The sequence below is a fragment of the Sphingobacterium pedocola genome (assembly GCF_015209965.1).
Lineage (GTDB): Bacteria > Bacteroidota > Bacteroidia > Sphingobacteriales > Sphingobacteriaceae > Sphingobacterium > Sphingobacterium pedocola.
This window is the reverse complement of sequence record NZ_MU158689.1, coordinates 1,456,592-1,478,470: the sequence shown is the minus strand read 5'-3', so window position 1 is coordinate 1,478,470 and position 21,879 is coordinate 1,456,592. Positions and strand designations below refer to the sequence as shown.

Below are 21,879 nucleotides of genomic sequence, written 5' to 3'. Positions count from 1 at the left end.
ATACGCTTACAAATGATCTAAAACATGGATGATTTTATCGCCGCCCGTTCCCAAATGGCCATGTCACTTGGCTTTCATATTATATTTGCCTGCGTGGGCATGGTCATGCCTTTTTTTATGGCGATTAGTCATTTTAAATATCTGCGGACGGGAGACGAGATCTACAAAGGCTTAACAAAAGCGTGGAGCAAAGGCGTAGCGATTCTTTTTGCTACAGGTGCTGTTTCGGGTACCATGTTATCATTCGAATTGGGGCTGCTATGGCCCGAGTTCATGAAACATGCGGGGCCCATATTTGGGATGCCATTCTCATTGGAAGGGACGGCATTCTTTATCGAAGCCATTGCACTGGGTTTCTTTTTGTACGGTTGGGATCGATTCAATAAATGGTTCCATTGGGCTACGGGGGTGTTGGTCGGTATCAGCGGTTTAGCATCGGGCATACTCGTTGTAGCAGCTAACGCCTGGATGAACAGTCCGACGGGTTTTGATTATCATAACGGTGTGTATTCCAATATTGACCCTATCGCCGCTATGCTCAACGATGCATGGTTTTCTCAAGCACTGCATATGGTGTTAGCCGCATTTGTATCCACGGGATTCGCGGTAGCCGGCATGCATGCCCTGATGATTTTAAAGCGAAAAAATGTGGAATTCCATGCTAAGGCATTTAAGATCGCTGCAACTTGTGGCTGTATTGCAACCGATCAGCGGAGATATATCTGCAAAGGACGTAACCCAACGGCAGCCGATAAAGTTAGCGGCTATGGAAGCACATTTCAATACGGAGGCGAGAGCGCCTTTTATCCTCGGAGGCATTGTCAATGAGGAAAAACAAAAGATAGATTACGCGATCAAAATACCGGGCGTACTTAGCTTTCTCGCACATGGTGACATGGATAAGCCGGTCAAAGGACTCAACGAATTTCCAAAAGAAAATTGGCCTCCTGTAGCCATCACACACTATGCATTTCAGATCATGATCACTTTGGGCATGATACTCTGCGGGATTTCGCTCTTATACCTCATCGCTATGTGGAAAAAAAAGCATTGGATGCAAGCCAACTGGTTTTTGCGCCTTTTTGTATTTGCTATACCCCTAGGTTATATCGCCCTTGAAGCGGGGTGGGTAGTTACGGAAGTCGGACGTCAGCCTTGGATTATTTACGGCATTATGCGTACAAAAGATGCTGTTACGCCAATGCCCGGCATTGTGTATTCCTTTTATATATTTACCGCCGTATTTGTATCGCTTTCCGCAATTGTGATATTTTTGCTGCACAGACAATTAAAAATGGTGGGAAGATTATATGATGTAACGGATCCTAACTTTGGCATAAAATCTAAATAATACGATATGCTATACGTGGTTGTCACTTATCTCTGGGTTTCCCTTTATCTCTATCTCATACTGGGAGGAGCAGACTTTGGCGTAGGTATTATAGAACTATTTACGGGGAAAAAGAACAAACAACAGGTCAAAGCTACCGCTTACAAGTCGATCGGTCCAATATGGGAAGCAAATCACATGTGGCTAATTATTGCGATTGTCGTACTTTTCGTTGGTTTTCCAATAATCTATAGCACGCTGTCTATTTACCTTCATATCCCGCTTTTGCTCATGCTCTTGGGTATTATAGCACGTGGTACCGCATTTACTTTCCGGCATTACGATGCCATTGAAGACGAATGGCAGTGGGTTTACAATCGAATCTTTCAACTCAGTAGCCTGGTAACGCCTTTCTTTTTAGGTATTATAGCGGCCAGTACCGTTTCCCGACAGATTGATACTGCCGCCACAGACTTCCTGGCAGCCTATGTGTATAGCTGGTGGAATCCATTCGGTATCGCAGTTGGCATTTTCACGGTATCTATCAGCGCCTATCTGGCTTCCATATATATTGTCGGGGAAGCGGGGGACAAGGGGTTTGCTGCTTACCTCATGCGCAAAGCTAAAATATACTTTTTCGTGGTATTGGGCACTGGTAGTCTAGTATTTGTAATGGCTTACTGGACGGGTATACCGTTATTTGAATGGGTATTCGGAAGCCTGATCGGTCAAACGGCAATCCTATTGGCAACGGTATCCATCATCGTGCTTTTTATTGCTGCCCGCCGCTACAAAAGTACGTTAATGCGGATCTGTGCCGCCTTTCAGGTTCTCATGATCCTGATCGCTGCGACCTATAATCATTTTCCGGAACTTATTCTATTTGCCGATGGAAGCGCACTCTCGCTTTTAGATCAGCAGAGTAGCGAAAAGACAATTGCGCTGTTAGCGTGGGGTCTACTGCTTGGAAGCATTTTTATACTCCCGTTTCTTTTTTATCTACTTTATTCATTTCACAAGAAAAGACCTTAATAAATCTTAGGCTGTCAGAAGTAGGAAGGATCTTCTGAGTATAACGACATATGAAATAAAAAAATCCTGAAGCGGGGAGCCTCAGGATTTTCTAACTAACCAATTATTAACCTAAATTATGAGTTACATATAGATCAAATTACTTGCCAATAATTAGATTTTAATATTTTTGTTACATAGAATTGTTATCTATCCATTCCTGCACTATTCTCCAGTCGTATATATGAAACACGTTCCCGTTGCTCATTGCTACAAAAATGCCTTGTGGGAATTGTGGACCGAAGTTGACATTGACGGCATCGGCTCCATCACATTCTACCGTTGAAACAGGAATTTCTGCGATCAACTGATGTGTGTGTGGATTGTTTTCTGAGCCTTCTCTTTTATAAACCAAAAATATATTTTTCTGTTGGTTAGATACCAGAATATATCCTGTTTCAGCATCTTTTTTATAGATAGCAATCCCCTCATGATCCCGTTTTGCATCCTTTTGCCCAAAAAAAGCGAGTTCCTCATTGTTTTCTTTAGCGGGGTCGGCGTAATATTTCCGTATTCCGGCTGTCTCGTCCGAATAGTATACGTATCCGAGCTCGTTGTCTACCGCGATCGCTTCAATTTCTTTTATTCCACTGTATCTGCCAAATTTGCGTGCCACTGCCGCTCCAACTGTGCCATCGGTATTTCCGGACAATTTGTATTGCCATAAATAATTTTCTGCAGGACCAGTTTTCCGTCCAACAATTGCATAAATTTCGCTGCTAGTCGAATCGACCTGTTTGGTATACAATGCTACGCCCATGCCATCTCGTTCTCCGTCGACTGTTTCTCCCTCGAAAATCGGAATTCCCCCGTTGTCAATGGGTGTTAAGTCAGGCAGCGAAAATATCCGGATCGTATTTGTTTTCCGCTCAGTTGTCACGGCGATATCGGTTTTCACACCATTGATATCCAATCCATACGCCACATCAACATTGTTTGGACGTTGCATATTATCAAAACTGTTCACAATCTTTCCTTCCAGGTTATAGACATATAAACCACCACCAACTTCTTTATCAGTGCCGATGATAAGGCTCTTCGAAGGATCTGTCGGATGAATCCAAAAAGCAGGATCATCTGTATCATGAGGTGTAGGTTCTGTAATAAACGTGGGTTTGATCGCATTTTCAGCGACCGGTGCCATGCTGTCTTGGCAAGACAAAATCATTAGGCCAAATGCCAAAAATGATAAAATATTGAGATGTCTTTTCATTTCCTGTAATTTTTTTGAGTTTAAAAATGTCTGCGTATTACTATAAATCAAATTTCAGTCCCAACGTATATCTTGGACGGTAATACTCCAGCTGCATCATCCGTTCCTTGCTACCTTGATAATAGCGTAACGGTTGATTAGTCAAGTTGTTGGTTTCGCCGAAGATGCGTAATTGACGGGTTATTTTGTACGACGCATTCGCATCCAGGAAAAACTGTTTATCGTAGTAGGCATCATAAAAATCACTTTCGCCTATCTCATCCAGGTAAGCGGCGGTATAGTTTGCGGATACACGGGCTGAGAATCTGTTGTTCTCCCAAGAAAGAGAGCCATTAAACATGTGTGGAGCTGTTCTCGGTAAACCCAGACCAGTACGTTCATCTCCATCTTCGCTACTTTGGATTCCCTGTGCCTTGGATTCCGTAAATGTGTAGTTCGTATAGATTGCGAAACCTTTTAAAAACCTTCCTGGTAGAAAGTCTAGTTGACGCTGGAATGCTACCTCAAACCCATACACATCGACATTATCTCCGTTACGGTACTGTACAAATTGCCAGTTTTCCCCGGCTGGAACAGGGTTAGATACCGTTGGGAAATCAGACTCGAACTTCCCGGTATTATAATTAGGATCGTTATACCGATATATGAAATTATTTAGCCGTTTGTAAAATGCACCCGCGGAAACCAAACCGATATTTTGAAAATAGTTTTCGGCCATAAAATCAAAATTAGTGGCATATGTCGCCTTCAGATTGGGATTACCCGCACTAAGCTCAGCATCTCCAGGTAGAGCATTGACATAAGGAGCCAACGCATAATAATTAGGTCGGGCTAGACTCGTGGTCACCGCTGCACGAAGGATCAAGTCTTTAGTTACATCGTGTTTCAATGTCAAACTTGGCAGAATGTTGATGTAGTCATTCTTGTTGTTGACAGCGCCAACTAAATCTTCCTCATCCTCCACGTAGTTACCTGTATAGTCTATTTTAGTATATTCTACGCGCGCTCCAATGATCATCGAGGTCCGTTCCGTAAAATTTTGATCCCAACGTATATAGCCTGCAGTGATCATCTCTTTGGCTTTGTAATTTACCGCCAGGTACTCCGAAGGCACGGCTTCCTGTTCGAAGAGACCAGAATTACCAAAATCCAGGCTTCCCAAGTATTTCTTGTCTACGAACCCCCCGGGCACATATTGGCTACCCGGTCCGAAATTATTCATTTGCCAGTTTTCCAACGGCAGAGCGGCCATGCTTTCAAAACCGCTTGTTGGCTTATATTCATAAAAGACGTTGTCTCTCGTCTTGTTCTTTAAGCGTAAGCGTCCGCCAAAGCGGAAACGTCCTTTTTGTCCATCGATCACGCTAAGAGGCAATCGGAAGTTTATCTTTGCTCCGAACTCATCTTCGGACGTATAATCGTGGTTTTCGGTTACTTCATTAAGCTCAAACCGGGAGTAATCATGGTAATTATCAATGATTAGCGGTTTATATGCATTGCTCAGATCCTGGCCCAATACTACTGCCTCTTGTTCAAAATCGATATAACGTTCATGTGGACGATCTTCGGAAGCTTTGGAATATGATGCTGCCCAGTCAAAGTCGAGCTTTGAAGATAAAAGATGCTCTCCTCTTAGCGAGAAGTTAAGCACCCTTTGGTCCTCGAGTCGCGTGTTACGGTTTTTTCCATCAGCACCTCCTTTTGTTTGGCGACGTATGTCTCCGACAAAAGATTGTTCATCTTCATCCCATTCCATCTTCCTGTACTGTGTACGGTAGCGATTTTCGCGGTCGTCGCGCCAATTGTATATGGCATTAAACTCCAATTTGTTTCTTGAATTTATTTCAAAATCTGAAGCGACGGAAAAACTGCGGCGGATACGTTGTACATCGTACTTTCTGATGTCCATTTCTTCGACAAAGGTACGATCGTCGTCCACTTCCCAGACAGCTTCGATATTGTCCGAACCAAAATTTTGGGTCTGGATTGTTCCGCTTACTATTAGACCTAGTTTATTGTTTGCATAACGGTTACCATAGACTATCGATCCATTATACAGTCCTTTTTCCCGTATAGGGGCATATCCACCGCTCCACGTTGCAGATAGTCGCTGGCCATTGGGGGCAGCGCGAGTAATCAGGTTGACAGAACCACCAATGGCATCGGCATCCATGTCTGGTGTCAACGTCTTATTCACCTCAATGCTCGAAATCATATCTGAAGGGATCAGGTCCATTTGTACGTTCCTGTTATCACCTTCGGCCGAGGGGATACGGTCACCATTTAGTGTTACCGAGTTTAGTTCCGGAGATAGACCCCGTACAATGATGTTGCGTGCTTCTCCTTGATCATTTTGCATGGTGATACCTGGGACGCGCTTCAATGCATCTCCAATGTTTTGGTCCGGAAAACGACCCACCTGGTCTGACGAGATAATATTAGTGATGTTGCTGTTGTTTTTTTGTTGGTTTAATGCCTTCGCCTGGCCTCGGGCCATATCGCCGATAATCTGTACTTCGCCCACAGTCTTATACGCCGGGTCCAAAAGAACCTGCAACTGTTCCTGTTTGCCATTGATAGTGACTGATTGATTATAAGCTTGATAGCCCATATAATTTACGGAGAGGGTATATGTTCCAGCAGGAAGATTCAAGAACTCAAAAGACCCCGTTGCATCCGATACGGTATAACGGTTTCCCTGCTCCAAGCGTAGCGTTGCGCCCGGAAGCGAAAAGCTGTCGCTGGAATCCATGACTTTCCCTTTTAAAATCGTTGTCTGCGCAATTGCGTTTGAACAACATAGGAAAAAAATAAATAAGTAAAGTAGTCCTTTCATTTTAAACATTTTTTGGTGTGGTTTTATTTATTCGACAAAGATTGTAGACGGCAGGCATAGCGGCAATTTTTGTGCGTAAACAAAACAGCAACAACGTCAATTCGCCCATATACAGCATAGCAACAATGCTAAAGATTTAGTGTTTAATATCCTGTAAATAAGCTTATTATGATTTTTCTGAATAACCATTAACTTTTTGTTAACCGGGTGTTACCATAGTTTTAAGCAGATGTGCTGCGCTTACAGGCGTTGAATAAATGTTGCTAAGCTTTCTCCTTCTGGGAGGTTCAATTTCTTGCGCAGCCTATATCGTGCGATCCGTAGGCTGTCCTGCGATATGCCCAGCATAGTCGAAATATCGGGCGAACTCAGGTTCATTTTCAATAAAGCGGCTAGTCGAAAATCAGACGAAGTTAGGGTTTCGCTATGTTCTTTTAGTCCGTCAAAAAAGTGTTCGTGTACGCGTTCAAATACGATGCGAAAATCATCCCAGTTTTTATCTTGGTTGTGGTTTAGCTGGATGAGGTTCATGATATGCTTCAGTTCTTTTCGTTGATCTCTCTTATCGCTTTTTACCACCACACTCAATTTCTCCCTAAGTTCATCTAGCAATTGATTTTTCTGAATCAAGTGCAGGGTATGGCTGGTAAGTTCCTTGCTTTTTAGCTCCAGTTCATTTCTCAGATTCTCCTCCTTCAGTTTTTTGTTGTACAGGTCGGTTTCCATAGCCCGCTTTTGGGTTTCATAAAGAATCTGGTTTTGCTCATGGAGCCGCTTTCCATTCGTGATCTTCAGTTTTTGTCTACTGATCACACTGATGCCTAGAAAAATCAATAGCAGCACGATAGCGGTTCCGAACAAAAGCATGGTATAGTGAATCTTTCGCTCCCTTTCATATTGTACGATAGCATCATCTTTCTGTTCCAATTCAAACAAAGTTTGAAGAATTGTGAGCTGCTTGGTCATATCTTCTGAAAAAATTTCGGCGTGGATCTCTCTGCCGGCTTCGCTATAGTAATATGCGCTGTCGTACCTTCCCATCAACGAGAAAGTCTTTGCTAGGTCACGATGAGCACTTGCTAACTGATAATGCTCGTTCATATCTTTGGCCAATGAAGTAGCCTCTCGGGTGTATCTCAACGCAGTTTCATAATCACCTGTTTTGCGAAAAACGTCGCCCAGATTATTAATTACCTCTATTTTGCCCATCTTATCATCTTGTCGGTTAATGATCTCTAACGCCTTTTGAAAAAATAACAGTGCCGAATCCAGCTGAAACTTATCTTCGTAAATACTGCCAATGTTTTCATAAATCTTGGCCATCAATGCTTGATCCGCATTATCTCCAAGGCGATCTAAAGCTAAATATTGGTATCGTTTGGCTTCTTGAAGATTTTCTGTTTTCTCATATACCTGTCCGATATGTGCTAATGCATCGGCCATACCTTCGTTGTTATCGACCGATGTATACAGCGAGAGTGCCTGTTCAAAAGCCTCCGAGGATACCGTGTACTGCTTATTGTAAAAGTTGGTTTCTCCTATTTTGATCCAGGTATTCGCCAGTTCCAAGAATTGCTCTTGTTTTCTAAACAAAGATTCTGCCTTGTAGAAATTATCAAGCGCCTGTAAATAAGCTGCTTGGTAGTAGTACAGTTCTCCGATTTGCCTATAACAGCGTGCTGCAAACAGCTGATTTCCTTCCTCCAATGCATCGTTGAGGTTACGCTTTATTTGCTTGAAAGCCAAATCGGGATTCTGCCTCATCGATTCCTTTTTTGATGTTGAATAAGTGGATTGTTCCTGTTGCGCAAACACACCTGTAGCAAATAGGAAGATAAAAAGTAAAAGATGTATATACGTGAAAAATTGCTTCATTTTGGATTAAAAAAATACTGAGGATACATTTCGACATTTAAAAGTAAAGTTGCAAAGTGAATATAATGTTACGCTATCATTAACTTTAATTCAGTTAACAGCGACCACAAATTTTTTCTCTCAGATTTTTTTAAAGAGTGCGCATCTGGATAGATGAGCGAGTACGTGTGTGTGTTGGATGCTTTTATTCGAAAGACGGCTTCACGGTGACAGATCGCAGTAGATTATCCTTCTGTCGTATTTTAGGTGGGGTTATCACTGTTTTGTTTTAAGTGTTAAAGTAATTACGATTTCAATAGTCTGCTAACCAATAAATTACCCGGCTTACGCTTTAAGAATTCTTCTATTTCCTTTTCCAGCTCTAGGCTTACATTAGGTACGCGTTCCAAATCATGAATAAACCATTTTTTGACCGTAAAATAGTAGTTGAGTTCTCTACTAAATTTGACCAATTCTACCATTGGCAATTCCTTATCGTAATATGCCTGTACTACGATGAAAATCATATCGGGATCATTGCCGGGTACGGGCGTGTGAGACCGCACAATATCGCCCGCTTTGAAGTCCTGATTGTTATAAACCTTACGTTTTTTCACGGCTAATGATTCTTGATTTATAATTTAAACTTAGAAAGAATATTATGATCTCTTTTTCATCTTTCTGCTGACTTCATTCAAAATATATCCACTTTCAAAGTAGGAATAAATATCTTCTCCCGGACAACTGGTCATTTTGCTATGATCCTTATGAGTGGATATGTCCTTTGGAGATATCTTATACTTTTTACAAGAATCCCGTAGTAGATCGGTTAATACCGCTAGCAGGTGTTCATCTATTTTTTGTTCGTTGTAATTGCCCAAAAAGCATATCAGTAAATGACCCGTCGGATCATATTCCGTATTCGTCTCTCCCACAATAAGGGGATTTCTTCCCGCATAGACCGTGCCATCCGGTGCTATCAAATAATGGTAGGGGATATCCGACCAATTGCGATCAGGTCCCATACACCAAGTTTGTATATTCTTTAATCGCTGTTTGGCGTTATCTGTTTTATGCAATATCTTACCACCTTCGTGGTGTACGGTAATTAATACCGGCAAATGTGCTTTATAGGGTTTAGCCTCTTGTGCATTCCAAGCGCTTCGAGGCACTATAGTTACTGTATCAATTTGTTTGCTATTTTCTGAATCTGCAACAACATGTTTACTGCCCCCCGCATCTGCCAGCAGTACTTCGCTGTTATTAATTCCTATAAATAGAAATACCATTACGACCATTTTTCCTATCGTGTTGGCGTACGACCTGATCACTATTCCCATTCTGACGCTATAAAATAGTACGGACCATTTTCCATTTTACCTCCTCTTGGCGATACGAGATCCCCTTCGTAAAATATACCATCTTTATTGTTGATTTTTTTAGTTGCAAACAAGCTCCATGATTTTCCCAACTCACTTTGCTCCCAATCCGGGTGGATAGACGTCGGATTGGGCTGAGAAAGTACTTTTGCATTATATATTTTAGGTGCAAGACTCAGGTCTACTGATACTACAGTAGAATCCATATCCGTTAAGGTCTCATTTTGCAAATCATGTTCTACCTCTAGCGAGTCTATTTTCGTTTGTTGTGCACCAGAAGAAGCATTTTTATTTTCCGAAGTTTGCTGACATGAAGTGCTAAAAACTGCTAGGAGTAATAGGGATGCTAGTTTTATTTTAATCATCATAGAAGAACGTTTTATATACGGCAATGCCACCGCATTACTTTTTAAATAAGTACTAAAGATACGAATTTTGGAGCAGTTATAAAGCGCCTGTTTTTAATTTTACTGTTCTTTATCTTGCTCGACGATCATGTATAGTATCTTTAGTTATTTTCGATTTTTACAATGGCCCGTTAAGAAAAAGGTATATACCAAAAGAATTGGTTATTTTTGGAACGATAACTATAGGACGATAACGATAAATTTAATTTAATTTAAAATGATGTACAGAATAGTATTTGCCGCTGCGCTTATTGTATTAATGATTCAAACAGGCTTTTCACAATTATCCAGAAGTATAGGTGCGATACGGCAATTAGATGTAACGGATAAAATAAATGTAATATTGATTCCGAATGATAAGAATGAGGTGGTTATCACAGGAGAACTCGCCAATCAGGTTGAAGTCATCGAAACAAACGGGACACTACGCATAAAAATGACCTCAGGCTACCTGCTGAAAGGCGATCAAGCGGAGGTTACCGTTTATACGCCCACGCTTAATACCATTGCCGTCCGAAAGGGGGCCCATGTACAAATGGAACATGGGGAAATACAAACCGATTCTCTTGTTTTAACGGCTAATGAGGGGGCAAAATTAAACTTAGTTGTCCGTGTAGACTTCTTGGAGTCGTATAGCACATCAGGAAGTACCATCGATCTTTCGGGAGAAGCCACAAAGCAAGAGGCCAATATAGCCTTTGGCGGAACGTATATTGCAAAAGATTTGCACTCGGACGATGCATATGCACGTGTAAATGCCGGCGGTCGCTGCGAAATAAATGCGAAGCAAAGTGTCGATGTGCAAACCAGAGCAGGAGGAGTAATAGACATTTATGGTAACCCGGCCGAACGGAAGCAACGGAAACTCGCTGGTGGAAAAATCAATTTCCTTTCCGCGCCATAATTTTTATACTCGCTCTTGTAATGAAAACAACTAGATATCAGGCCCGGTATATACACTGCGCCTGTTTTATAGTGAAAATATCCGTATGAACTATTTTGAAGAGCTCACCGCCTTATTGAATGAGGAGCAACGTTACGACAAAGCCCAGCACGAAGCTCTGCTTTTAAAAAGCAACCTAAACGAGCGGCGGGTGCAAGGTGTAACATGGTTTCCAATTTCGATAACGAACAGTGCGCTCGGTCGAGGCGACTACCTAACGATAACCCTGAGCAAAACCAATAATTTAGAAGAAGGCCATCGGTTTCGATTCGGTATGCCTGTTTCCTTATTTTCCAATCATGCTCCAGACGAAGACCGTTTGGATGGTATTATAGCCTTTGTAAGCCGGGATACCATGCGGATTTCATTTAGGGTAGAAGAATTACCGGAATGGAGTCGGAGAGGAAAGCTGGGTGTTGATCTATTATTTGACGAAAATTCCTATCGGGAAATGCATGATGCGTTGAGCCAAGCCAAAGAGCTGCGTGCAGATTTTAGACAGGGACGCCTTATTCGGCAGCTCATCGGAGAGGAGCTGGTTGTGCAGGATCAAGTGGAAGTAGCCTATAAACACCCCGACCTCAATGCCAGTCAAAATAACGCTATTCAGCATATTTTAAGTTCCAGCCCCCTCGCTATCCTACATGGCCCGCCAGGTACAGGCAAGACTACAACCCTAATTAAAGCGGTGCAAGCTTTGTTAAAGCAGGAAAACAAGCAGCTCTTACTTGTGGCACCTAGCAATACCGCCGTAGACGTATTGACCGAGCGCCTGGATGCTATTGGGATTTCAGTAACCCGCATCGGTAACCCCGTCAAGGTATCCGATCACCTGCAGGAGTTGACATTGGATGCTAAGGTAGAGAGACACAGCGCCAATAGGGAAATGAAAAATTTGGAAAAGCAAGCCCGTGCGTATACGGATCTGGCGCAAAAATACAAACGCAACTTCGGTAAGTCGGAACGGGAACAACGAAAGGCCCTATTTGATGAGGCCCGTAAACTTCGGAAGGAGATAGATCGAATTCAGGATTATATCGTTGAAGATATTCTGAACAAGGTAGAGGTTATTACCGCAACATTAGTTGGCGCAAATCATCATACCATCCGTAGTAGACACTATGAAACGATCATCATCGATGAAGCAGCCCAGGCGTTGGAGCCGGCATGCTGGATTCCAATCCTAAAAGCAAACAAAGTGATATTGGCGGGTGATCATTGTCAACTCCCTCCAACCGTTAAATCCAATAGCAGCTCCAAGGAAGGGCTGTATCATACCTTATTCGAAAAATTAGTAAAGCGTTATCCGACGGAAGTTTCGCTGTTGAATGTTCAGTATAGAATGAATGCACAGATTCAAAAATATCCATCCCAGGCCCTATATGCAGATCAATTGCAAGCAGCAGCTTCGGTATCCGACTGGACGTTATTGCATGACGTAAAACCCATACTTTTTATCGACACAGCAGGCGCAGGATTTGAAGAAACGCAGGTTGATGGCGCTATCTATAATACCGAAGAAGCTTATTTTTTAAAAACACATCTTCGCGCATTACTGCAAGACCTCAAGGTAGCCTATTCTGATCAAGCATTTCCGAGCATAGGCGTTATTGCCCCCTATAGAAGGCAAGCCATTTTGTTAAAGGAGCTACTAGGACAAGACGAAGAAATCGTTCCATTTACCAATTCCATTCAGATCAATACCATTGATAGTTTTCAAGGCCAGGAAAAAGATATTATCTACATTAGTCTAACGCGGAGTAACGCAGAGCAGCATATCGGCTTTTTATCCGATGTACGGCGCATGAATGTTGCAATGACCCGCGCCAAGAAAAAACTGATTGTGATAGGCGATAGCAGTACAATAGGGCAGCACAGCTTTTATAAGGGTTTTTTAGATTATATCGAATCCATTGATCAGTATCACAGTGTTTGGGAATGGGACATACAGGTATAAAGATTAGTACGAAGTAGCGCCATGGTCGCATTTTCGAACACAACACAACATGAACCCAATAAGCTTTCGTTAGCACTTTTACAATTATAGGATATTCGCCAGAAGGAGGAGAGAGACGGTGCACCGCACACTTAGAGATTAAAGGAATATTTACCTCCATTGTTAAAAGAATAATGAATCTGATTTTGGTTGATGTTCATCAATCCATAATTGTGTTCCGCTATATATTCAGCCGTTTTTGGGATAGCGGAGTTAATTTTTACTTCCATAATCAGTTCTGGGTATAAATCTTCAGACAGGTCTTCATATAAGGAGTCTGTATTATTACCTATTAGCTGTTTTATCTTGCTGCCGTTAATTATAAGGCGCGGTTTTTTGGAATGGATGAAGGATTTATTGTTGTCCTCATCGAAGGCATAACTAGATCGGTCTTTAAAAATTAACAAGTATATATTGCCTCTATAACCGTTCTGAGAAAACCACCCCAAAATACTTGCGCTGTTCTTGAAGGCACTGGAGGTAATCTGCAAGCCCTTTAATTTATACCCATTGGGAATGTCCAACATTGCTTTTTTGTCGAAGATAGAAAATACGGCAGAAAAGCCATAATGAACATCCCCACTTAATACGACTATTTTTGTTATATTTTTTTGTTTGAAATACGAAAAAAAAAGTTTGTAGTTGATCGGGTTGGATGACCAGGATTCATAATCTGCACCATATTTACCCATGAGCCCCACAACAGGGTTATCGGGCCATTTCGATACATCTTCCTGTAAACGATCAATGCCACGGAACGTGACCATGGGACCGGGAGTGATCAATACAAATGGGAGATTTTTATTTGTAACATGTATCTGGGTGCGTTGCCAAGAATCGATGGATTTTAATAGGGTTGGGAATCCTGTTCCACCTCTATTCGTCCTCGTATCTAAGAAATAGCTAACAGGCACAGTGGGCGCTTCAAATTCCCAGTCTTGGTGCATAAAAAGAGAATCGTATGCTGTGGTACTAGACTTCCTGTTTTCAATAGCTTTCTTGATTTTAGTATAATCAAATTTTTGAGGGTCATTTCCCCAACCCTGAAAGAGGAAATAGGCGGCTAACGCATTCGCGATAATTCGCTTACCCGTGATATGCTCTAAAATTTTCTGTTTCCTTTCATTGGTAATACACCAATCGTCCGTGACATCATGATCATCAAAGATCATGTACGTGGGTGTATTGGCGAGTACACGTCTCACGGAAATCAGGCCTTGAGAAAAGTCGGGGATGCCTTCCAATCCTTTCCAGTTTTCGGCATTCCAGACCAGTCCATACATGGCTAGGTAATCACCCAAACTTAACAGGTGATTTTTCCCTTCTCCGGTTGTAAAGCCGATTTTGTTGATAAATTTAGACCGATCGCCTAGTTGATCTGTTGGTATATTCGTGCTAGGGAGTATTTCTTCTAACCCATATTTTTTTGACATACTTTTAATGGCATGGATTACGCTATCATCCACGTCGTCTGCGTAGATCTGGTCACCTCCCATATAAAGTACATGCGGCCTTTTCATCACATCCGTATAACTGTTTTTTAAATTTCGATCGATATGTTCGAATGCGTCGGCTCCTTTATCATGTGGTTTCCTACAGGAGCCAAAAGCGATATTTAGTTGCTGATTGGTGGAGGGGATAATAAAACAAGGCAGTTTAGGCAGTTGATTTGTGAGATCCTTTATTGCCGGCGTATCGGATGGATACAAATCTTCGTTCCCATATGCTAGCTTTTGGTCAATGACGATTTGATTAAATTCTGTATAATTATAAATATCCCCATCGGGTATGCCTACGCTGTAGGATATTACTTTATTTGTCGGGAAAGAATTTCCTAACAAGGATTGTATAGCTTGCCGAGCCGCTGTGGTATAAAGCGCATTTGCTGCACCCGGTTCAATTTCTATCAGGTGTATGAAGATTTTATCCTGAATAGATATGGATTTGGAATAACCTTCCGCGATGCTTTGCCCATCTATATGTAGTTTGCCCGATATACTGGGATAGCCAATAGTAGCGGCCCAGATAATTACTTTCTTGGGTGAAACCCTGCGTAGTAAGGGGCCAGCAAAAAATTGAAGTCCCATAGTTATTTTTGTCGACCTGTTTTCGGATCATAGACGACTTCCACCGGCACAACCTGATCAGTTGGCAGCACCTCTATCCACTGATCAAAAATTTGAAAATCTTTATCGACTTCAGCTCGAAATCCTTCCTGCAAAGGATAGAATCCATGTTCATAAACCCGGTCGATAGGCGTGGAACTAACGATGTTTCTATCGTCTATTATTTCTTTTGTTTCGGGATCGATTGAATTGATTAGATCTTCATCATCTGCTGGGAAAGACCTCGATTCGATGGAGGCTTTATGTTTTTGCTTTACTTTCTCGGCTAAATCTTCCAACACCTGCAATAATGTTTTTCCTCTGTGACTTTCTTCCGGCCCTTGGTACATATCATTTTCCGAAATACCGTTCATACCTTCTACGTGTTTTAGCCAATTCAATGCTTCTTTCTCTTTTCCCGGGCGAATCGGCATGACGGCTTTTACCCAAGGTGAGTTCAGAAATGCGTTTCGCAGATTATCGCCATCCATTTGGAGCAGCCACCCAAGAGAACTACCCAATTTTGCAGGATAAGGTTGATCGTCCGTGATAAAATAGTTATTGTGTCTTGGCTCTCCCCAAGTGGCAAAATTACTTCTCGGAATAATCGTTTTTGCATCTTGTAATGTACCAGACGAATTCGAGTCACTTCCGTCATCTGTGCCTACATTTAGTTGTGTAACGGGTTTCGCACGCCACCATTCCGGAGCAACAAAATAGAGCATTTTATCGATATCAAAAATAGAATTCAATAATTCATAAAAGACGTGGAAATCGGAATCAGCTTCCTTTTGGCTTGTCTTTTTTTCAGTCTCGTCTTTATTATATACGACATCTTTACCTAAGTCTCGAATAAGTTGTCTATACACAACGATACGTTCCTCTTCGCGTAGTTCTTCATATTTTCTGGTTTGAATCCCGTTTGCGAGCTTAATACGCTCTCGGGCGGCTTGAATAAATTGGGATTCATGTTCTTTTCGTACGGCATTATCATACACCTTTTGTGCATCAATTCGCTTTTGTTCTAAATCGAGGTAATAGGGACTCGTTTTATCGACTTCCCACACGGATTCCGCGTTTAAGGCGATACTGGTTTTATCTCGAAAATTTATGGTATTCAGCGTTATTTTGACCGTTCCCGTAGCGGATTCAATTTCCGTGCTCAAGCTGACGTCGGGATTGGCAACAAACCTTAAATCTATCAGCTTATAACCGGGGTTCTTGGGTATTAGTACGACTTCATGATACCGTCGGATAACATATTCATGTCCATTGTCCTCCTTTAAATGGCTGCCACCATGTTCTTGACAGATAACATAGGTCTCATCCAACGCATTGCCATCAAATTCTTCGATTCCTTTTTTTGTGGTTGGAATACAGTCGATCGTTATAATTTCTTGATTACTGAACGGTTGCATTGTTGGAATTTCTGCCGGCGGTTGCGGAATTTGGCCATCGGGCTTTTGCGCAATATGGACGAGCGTCGATAAGCCCAAGGCGTCGCCCGGACGGTCGACAAACGTCTGCCAGCATAAGTAGGTGCCGATATCCTGTACCTGCACAGCTACTTGTCTCATTTTCCTTCTCAATTCATAATTGACGAGATCCATTGAGGTATTGTTCAATACCATCCGTTTGCTGGATACGTCTGTTGTCTCGGAAACGGTTTTAAACGTCGATTTATAATTTTTTCTAATTTCAGAGGAGAGTTTTGAACTTTGTTCACGCATCTTGCCATGGGTGTTTTCTCTTGCCGTCTTTTGGGTAGTCCCTAAGTCAAAGCTGGCAGATTGCGAGGCTTCGCCCCATACCCATTTCTGTTCAGCGGTTACGTTTGCACCAAATTTAATGGAGTTTTCGTTTTCGGATTTCACAGCTTCGGAGAGCTCGTCCTTTTCGGTCAGTGATGATTCTGTTTTATAGATCGTTTCCTGGAAAATTTCGGAGGTTCGTTCTATCAGTGTTTTCCGGGTTGAACTTTCTATTAATTCGACGGACGATCCCGGTGATAACCACACATGGCCCACAGGTGTACCCAGAAAGGTGTCTAGTTCATAAAAATACTGGCGGAATAAATGAACAATTCCGATTGGCGAGAGACCGACGCGCTGAAGTTGCTGTGTTGGATCAAAACTTTCAAACGGGTTTTCGATATATTGTTTGGGTATGATGAGTTCCGTCTTGTTAAAAATGACGGCTTTTATGTCCGCTATATTTCTTGCATTGAACATCGCCATTAATTTGCTCGAAGCCTGTGATGCCTGATGTGCCTGTTTTAAAAGATCGTTGTTGAGACGATAGTAGTACTCCGAGGAAGTTTCCTTAGTGAGTACAAAATTTTCTTTATAATTTGCGTACAGGGTGTCCGTGGCTGCATCCAGTATCTGTTGGTAACTGTCTTTGCTAAATACGTTTTCGATTTCCGCTTCGTCGGTTATATTGGCCCGGAGTACATCTAAGAAAACAGCATCTCCAGTTTTAGATTCGGCACTAGTCTGAATTCGGATGTTCTCATAAAATAGCAAGTCATCAGGCATTTTTCCGGCTCTTTCGTCGCCATTCATCTTTAGGTAATGATTGAATGGGATCGTCGTATTATCCAAACGGTCTGTAAACTCTCCGCGATATTTTTCCTCGTGTGTAGGTACGTAAGGTATTAATTTAGGTTTCCAAATAAACCTTTTCGTATTTCTTTTTCCCTTCCATCCGATTAAAGGTTGGTATACGCCGAAAATTTCACTGGCGTAGGGTAGTACAGATTTATAAGCAGTTAAATCGGTAAGACGTTTGTTCGTAGCCATATCGTTATTCTTTATTGTGATACTAAATTCAATAAACTTAAGGGTCTATAAGGGTCTATTTATTTGTAAATGAGCGAAATGTTACTATGGGTGAGTGAATAATGCAAATTAATGAGGGAAGGTGGAACTTGGGTAATATACCCACGTCTATATTTTCCGTTAGGCAATCTGATGTATTGAAAACCAGTTTGTTTTCAGACCACATAAAAGCATTTGTACTTCCATACAGTCGCTTTACTATTTAAGTGTTCTAGATAATGACATAATTTGATAGCGTTTTGATCAGAAATGACAATTATTCTTCCGTAACAAACGGTAAGTTTGAGAGACAGAACTCACGTCAACTTATTATGTTAAAAATAAAGCTAGCATATCAACGTCTCAGACAAAAAGAATACCATATTCGCTTTCTATTGGTCACTATATTGGTCATATTGTTCTTTCCTAAAGCATTTTCACAGCAACAAACTTCAGTTTCGTCGTCTAAAGCAAACCGGCCCAATTTCGTCATCATTATGGCCGATGATTTGGACAGCAGGCAGTTGAGTTGTTATGGAGGTGAGAATCTACAAACAACGCATATTGACCGCTTAGCTCAAGAAGGATTAAAGTTTAACAACCTAATCGCTTCCGAGGCGATGTGCGTACCCACCAGAGCCTCATTGTTTACCGGGCTTTATCCCCTCCGGCATGGCGCCTATCAGAATCACAAACCCGTATATCCAGATGTAAAAAGTGTAGCGCATTACCTGCAGGAGCTTGGGTATCGGGTCGGTTTAACAGGAAAGGATCATGTAACAAAGCCTAAATCCAGTTTTCCATTTCAACTTGTTCCCGGTTTTGAAAAAAACTGTGTAGCGACTACAGACGAGTATTTTTTGGATAGCATCGCCGATTTTATACAAGAGGATAAAGACCCTTATTGTCTTTTTGTCATGAGTGTTAATCCCCATGCCCCTTGGACGGTAGGGGATACCGCCGAGTTTGATAAGGCAAAGCTAAAGCTTCCGGCACATTGGGTAGACACCGATTTGACCCGTCGACAATTTGTCAAATATCTCGCTGAAGTACGGAGATTAGACAATCAAGTGGGGGATGTGTTGCAACTTTTAGAAGCTAACAAGCAGTTGGAAAATACGATTGTGATTTTTCTTGGAGAACAGGGGCCTCAGTTTCCCGGTGGTAAATGGACTTTGTATGACAATGGGCAGCGGAGCGCTATGTTGGTACGTTGGCCAGGTACGGCCCTTGGCGGTGCGACGACTAATGCGATTGTGCAATATGAAGATATTACGCCTACCTTGGTCGCAATAGCAGGAGGTGAACCTTTGAAATCTTTGGATGGACGAAGTTTCCTGCCCGTAATAAAGGATTCGCAAAATACGTTTCGCGAGTATGCTTTTGGCATCCATAACAATATACCCGAAGGTCCTGCATATCCGATTCGAAGTATTCGAAATAACAGGTTTAAACTCATTGTCAATTTAAATTCGGATCAAATGTATCGCATCAAATACATGACAGATACCGCGAATAGACAACAAGTTTACACCTCCTGGGTGAGGAAAGGCGAAAATGACGAAACAGCCCGCAGGTTAGCACAGCGTATCGTCAAGCACCCTCCCGTAGAATTTTATGACCTTCAACAAGATCCCAATGAATTACATGATTTGTCTGGTAACGAATCGTATTTTACGGCTATCGATGAGATGAGAACAGAATTATTCAAATGGATGGAAGCACAAGGTGATACCGGAGCAGGGCTAGACGTGCCCATTAAAAGACATAAGCAATAAAAAAGAATGAAAAATCTACTTTACCCTGGAATGCTACTGATGGTTAAAGCCGTCTTCGTATTCCTATCTTACTCATTTGTAGTTCAGGCCCAAGAGGCACCAAAGCCAAATATCATTTTGATCTTGTCCGATGATCTTGGAATAGGCGATATCAGCTGTTATTTCGGAAAGTATAAAACACCGAATATTGATAAGATTGCGGAAGAGGGCATTCGTTTCACCAATTACTATAGTGCGTCTCCAATATGTTCTCCATCCAGGGCGGGTATTCTCACGGGGCAGGCGCCCGCCGAACTGCATTTTACGACATTTTTAAATACGCGCGAAGACAATAAGAGGAAGCATCAGGTAGATTATCTCGATCCGAAAGTTCCCTCCGTCGCCAAACTATTGAAATCGGAAGGATATGTTACCGGGCATTTTGGTAAATGGCATATGGGAGGAGGGCGTGATGTTACAGATGCGCCTAATTTTGATCAATATGGATTTGATTCTTGGTCGGGAACATATGAGAGTCCAGATCCTGACCCGGCAATTACAGCGACCAACTGGATCTGGAGTGATCAAGACAGCATTAAGCGGTGGAACCGGACAGCCTATTTTGTCGAAAAAACATTGACTTTTTTGAGAGAGAACAAAGGCAAGCCCTGCTATGTGAACCTTTGGACAGACGACGTACACACACCTTGGGTAGCTGGAGATGATGAGACAGGCAGATTACCTGGCAAACCAGAAGAAGAAAAGAGCTTTAAAGCCGTGCTCCAAGAATTTGATAGACAACTGGGCAAATTAATGGATGGATTAAAAGAACTGGGAATAGATGACAATACCTTAGTGATCTTTACCAGTGATAATGGTCCGTTACCTACATTTGGACAAGATCGATCTGCCGGCCTACGTGGTAGTAAATTGTCTCTTTATGAAGGAGGAATAAAAATGCCATTTATTGCACGCTGGCCTGCAAAAATTAAAGAAAATAGCATCGATAGTACGTCAATCTTATCCGCTTTAGACCTGTTGCCTTCATTTTGTGCGTTGGCAGGAGCAGATATTGCAAATTCCGATATCTTAGACGGGGAAGATCGGAGCAGCACCTGGCTAGGCAATGGATCGGCACGTAAGACGCCGCTCATGTGGGAGTATGGACGTAACAGCCCTTTTTTTAGTGTTCCGAAAGGACCAAATAAAAGCCCTGCGTTGGCCTACCGCTGGCAGCATTGGAAGTTCCTAATGAATGCGGATAAAAGTGGTATGGAGTTATATGATCTCAACGAAGATCAAGTGGAATCCACCAATCTTGTAGCAGAGCATCCCGATTTAGTGAAGCAGTTTAGTGAGCAGCTCCTAATATGGTGGTACGATTTACCTTCATTTGAATAACTATTTTACTTCGAGAATCGCGTAATTTGTTTCCGCAATTTTCCAGTATATTCTTCAGTTTTTCTTCTCCAAGCTCCTCAACGAGTAAATCCCCAATTGATTTACCTTTCGAGTTGGATAAATATGCTGGTGTTTTTACCCGGTATCTCCAAGTTCTTATAAACGCAAAAGGGTTTAGATATAATATCTAAACCCTTTCTTACTTCTTGACCACGATATCTTTTTTCTGTTTCTGTGTTTCTTTTTCGATTAAGCCGTGTTACTTATTCTCTACAGATACGTGTAAGAAGTATTTATCTCGAAGATGCATGTGCTCCATGGCATCTGATCTCTTGCTTCTTATATAATGATAACGTCAATATTTTTTGGTTATTGTATTTAGAAATAAAAAATTTCATGTTCCTACGATCTAATCTTAAACTAGCCTTCCATTTTCCGATGATTTGTAGCATATTTGTGTATTAATCATCGCGAATGAAATATGTATTCCTTTTTATTGTCGCAACGGCTTTATATAGTTGTCAGAACAGACAAAACGAGCAAAAATTAGAACAACTAGATAAAAGGTCAGCCCGTGAAGTAACTCTGAAAACAGTAACAGCGGGGGACTCCGTATTACATATTACCACGCAACACATCTGGTTCAATGGAGAACAGGTCGCTGCCCAATCGGATACGATCAAAACCGCCGTATCGCCCAGATCTTGGGATGGAACAGATTCCCTGAAAACATTGAGTAAAGTTCCTATTTACGTAACAGTACAGTAA

Annotated in this window: 14 protein-coding genes and 1 pseudogene; 7 read left to right on the top strand and 8 right to left on the bottom strand. The window is 41.8% G+C overall.

Annotation, left to right across the window (positions count from 1 at the left end; all coding sequences use genetic code 11):
- The first annotated feature begins 24 nt into the window (after nt 1–24).
- Together C4F40_RS06240 and C4F40_RS06235 are read left to right on the top strand one after the other, a co-directional pair.
- A pseudogene (locus C4F40_RS06240) lies at nt 25–1,351 on the top strand (cytochrome ubiquinol oxidase subunit I).
- A gap of 6 nt (nt 1,352–1,357) precedes the next feature.
- Complete coding sequence (locus tag C4F40_RS06235) at nt 1,358–2,362, top strand: cytochrome d ubiquinol oxidase subunit II (RefSeq protein WP_196938490.1); 1,005 nt, start codon at nt 1,358–1,360, stop codon at nt 2,360–2,362.
- 172 nt (nt 2,363–2,534) lie between these two features.
- Here the strand turns inward: C4F40_RS06235 and C4F40_RS06230 are convergent, their stop codons facing one another.
- The 6 genes from C4F40_RS06230 to C4F40_RS06205 form a co-directional block, all read right to left on the bottom strand.
- Nucleotides 2,535–3,614 carry a phytase gene (locus tag C4F40_RS06230; protein WP_196938489.1) on the bottom strand — a complete coding sequence of 360 codons (1,080 nt, stop codon included), beginning with the start codon at nt 3,612–3,614 and terminating at the stop codon, nt 2,535–2,537.
- A gap of 40 nt (nt 3,615–3,654) precedes the next feature.
- On the bottom strand, nt 3,655–6,450 hold the full coding sequence (locus C4F40_RS06225) for a TonB-dependent receptor (protein WP_196938488.1): 2,796 nt from the start codon (nt 6,448–6,450) through the stop codon (nt 3,655–3,657).
- A gap of 240 nt (nt 6,451–6,690) precedes the next feature.
- Nucleotides 6,691–8,325, bottom strand: coding sequence for a tetratricopeptide repeat protein (locus C4F40_RS06220; protein ID WP_196938487.1), 1,635 nt, complete (start codon nt 8,323–8,325; stop codon nt 6,691–6,693).
- 284 nt (nt 8,326–8,609) lie between these two features.
- The gene (locus C4F40_RS06215) at nt 8,610–8,921 is read right to left on the bottom strand and encodes a hypothetical protein (RefSeq protein ID WP_196938486.1); all 312 of its coding nucleotides are present in this window, start codon (nt 8,919–8,921) and stop codon (nt 8,610–8,612) included.
- Between the two features lie 42 nt (nt 8,922–8,963).
- Nucleotides 8,964–9,644, bottom strand: coding sequence for an N-acetylmuramoyl-L-alanine amidase (locus C4F40_RS06210; protein ID WP_196938485.1), 681 nt, complete (start codon nt 9,642–9,644; stop codon nt 8,964–8,966).
- The gene (locus C4F40_RS06205) at nt 9,635–10,051 is read right to left on the bottom strand and encodes a glutathione S-transferase family protein (protein WP_196938484.1); all 417 of its coding nucleotides are present in this window, start codon (nt 10,049–10,051) and stop codon (nt 9,635–9,637) included. The genes C4F40_RS06210 and C4F40_RS06205 overlap by 10 nt, the downstream gene beginning before the upstream one ends.
- A 256-nt stretch (nt 10,052–10,307) precedes the next feature.
- Between C4F40_RS06205 and C4F40_RS06200 the strand changes: the two genes are divergently transcribed.
- Together C4F40_RS06200 and C4F40_RS06195 are read left to right on the top strand one after the other, a co-directional pair.
- Nucleotides 10,308–10,994, top strand: a complete 687-nt coding sequence (locus C4F40_RS06200; protein WP_196938483.1) for a head GIN domain-containing protein — start codon at nt 10,308–10,310, stop codon at nt 10,992–10,994.
- 85 nt (nt 10,995–11,079) lie between these two features.
- Entirely contained in the window at nt 11,080–12,990 is a 1,911-nt protein-coding gene (locus C4F40_RS06195; protein ID WP_196938482.1) for an AAA domain-containing protein, read from the top strand.
- Nucleotides 12,991–13,121: 131 nt separating this feature from the next.
- On the opposite strand, the gene C4F40_RS06190 is transcribed toward C4F40_RS06195, so the two are convergent.
- Nucleotides 13,122–15,116 (bottom strand): metallophosphoesterase family protein, encoded by a 1,995-nt coding sequence (locus C4F40_RS06190; RefSeq protein WP_196938481.1) that lies wholly within the window; start codon nt 15,114–15,116, stop codon nt 13,122–13,124.
- A 2-nt stretch (nt 15,117–15,118) separates the two neighbouring features.
- Nucleotides 15,119–17,935 (bottom strand): hypothetical protein, encoded by a 2,817-nt coding sequence (locus C4F40_RS06185; RefSeq protein ID WP_196938480.1) that lies wholly within the window; start codon nt 17,933–17,935, stop codon nt 15,119–15,121.
- A gap of 350 nt (nt 17,936–18,285) precedes the next feature.
- Here C4F40_RS06185 and C4F40_RS06180 point away from each other — a divergent pair, with 350 nt between their 5' ends.
- From C4F40_RS06180 to C4F40_RS06170, 3 genes are all read left to right on the top strand, one after another.
- On the top strand, nt 18,286–19,731 hold the full coding sequence (locus C4F40_RS06180; protein WP_196938479.1) for a sulfatase family protein: 1,446 nt from the start codon (nt 18,286–18,288) through the stop codon (nt 19,729–19,731).
- 6 nt (nt 19,732–19,737) lie between these two features.
- Nucleotides 19,738–21,111 (top strand): sulfatase-like hydrolase/transferase, encoded by a 1,374-nt coding sequence (locus C4F40_RS06175; protein ID WP_196938478.1) that lies wholly within the window; start codon nt 19,738–19,740, stop codon nt 21,109–21,111.
- Between the two features lie 474 nt (nt 21,112–21,585).
- The gene (locus tag C4F40_RS06170) at nt 21,586–21,879 is read left to right on the top strand and encodes a hypothetical protein (protein WP_196938477.1); all 294 of its coding nucleotides are present in this window, start codon (nt 21,586–21,588) and stop codon (nt 21,877–21,879) included.

What these genes read in the sequence shown, in the direction of transcription:
- C4F40_RS06235 (WP_196938490.1), top strand. Translation starts at nt 1,358, where the DNA reads ATGCTATACGTGGTTGTCACTTATCTCTGGGTTTCCCTTTATCTCTAT.
- C4F40_RS06230 (WP_196938489.1), bottom strand. Translation starts at nt 3,614, where the DNA reads ATGAAAAGACATCTCAATATTTTATCATTTTTGGCATTTGGCCTAATG.
- C4F40_RS06225 (WP_196938488.1), bottom strand. Translation starts at nt 6,450, where the DNA reads ATGAAAGGACTACTTTACTTATTTATTTTTTTCCTATGTTGTTCAAAC.
- C4F40_RS06220 (WP_196938487.1), bottom strand. Translation starts at nt 8,325, where the DNA reads ATGAAGCAATTTTTCACGTATATACATCTTTTACTTTTTATCTTCCTA.
- C4F40_RS06210 (WP_196938485.1), bottom strand. Translation starts at nt 9,644, where the DNA reads ATGGGAATAGTGATCAGGTCGTACGCCAACACGATAGGAAAAATGGTC.
- C4F40_RS06205 (WP_196938484.1), bottom strand. Translation starts at nt 10,051, where the DNA reads ATGATGATTAAAATAAAACTAGCATCCCTATTACTCCTAGCAGTTTTT.
- C4F40_RS06200 (WP_196938483.1), top strand. Translation starts at nt 10,308, where the DNA reads ATGATGTACAGAATAGTATTTGCCGCTGCGCTTATTGTATTAATGATT.
- C4F40_RS06195 (WP_196938482.1), top strand. Translation starts at nt 11,080, where the DNA reads ATGAACTATTTTGAAGAGCTCACCGCCTTATTGAATGAGGAGCAACGT.
- C4F40_RS06190 (WP_196938481.1), bottom strand. Translation starts at nt 15,116, where the DNA reads ATGGGACTTCAATTTTTTGCTGGCCCCTTACTACGCAGGGTTTCACCC.
- C4F40_RS06185 (WP_196938480.1), bottom strand. Translation starts at nt 17,935, where the DNA reads ATGGCTACGAACAAACGTCTTACCGATTTAACTGCTTATAAATCTGTA.
- C4F40_RS06180 (WP_196938479.1), top strand. Translation starts at nt 18,286, where the DNA reads ATGTTAAAAATAAAGCTAGCATATCAACGTCTCAGACAAAAAGAATAC.
- C4F40_RS06175 (WP_196938478.1), top strand. Translation starts at nt 19,738, where the DNA reads ATGAAAAATCTACTTTACCCTGGAATGCTACTGATGGTTAAAGCCGTC.
- C4F40_RS06170 (WP_196938477.1), top strand. Translation starts at nt 21,586, where the DNA reads ATGAAATATGTATTCCTTTTTATTGTCGCAACGGCTTTATATAGTTGT.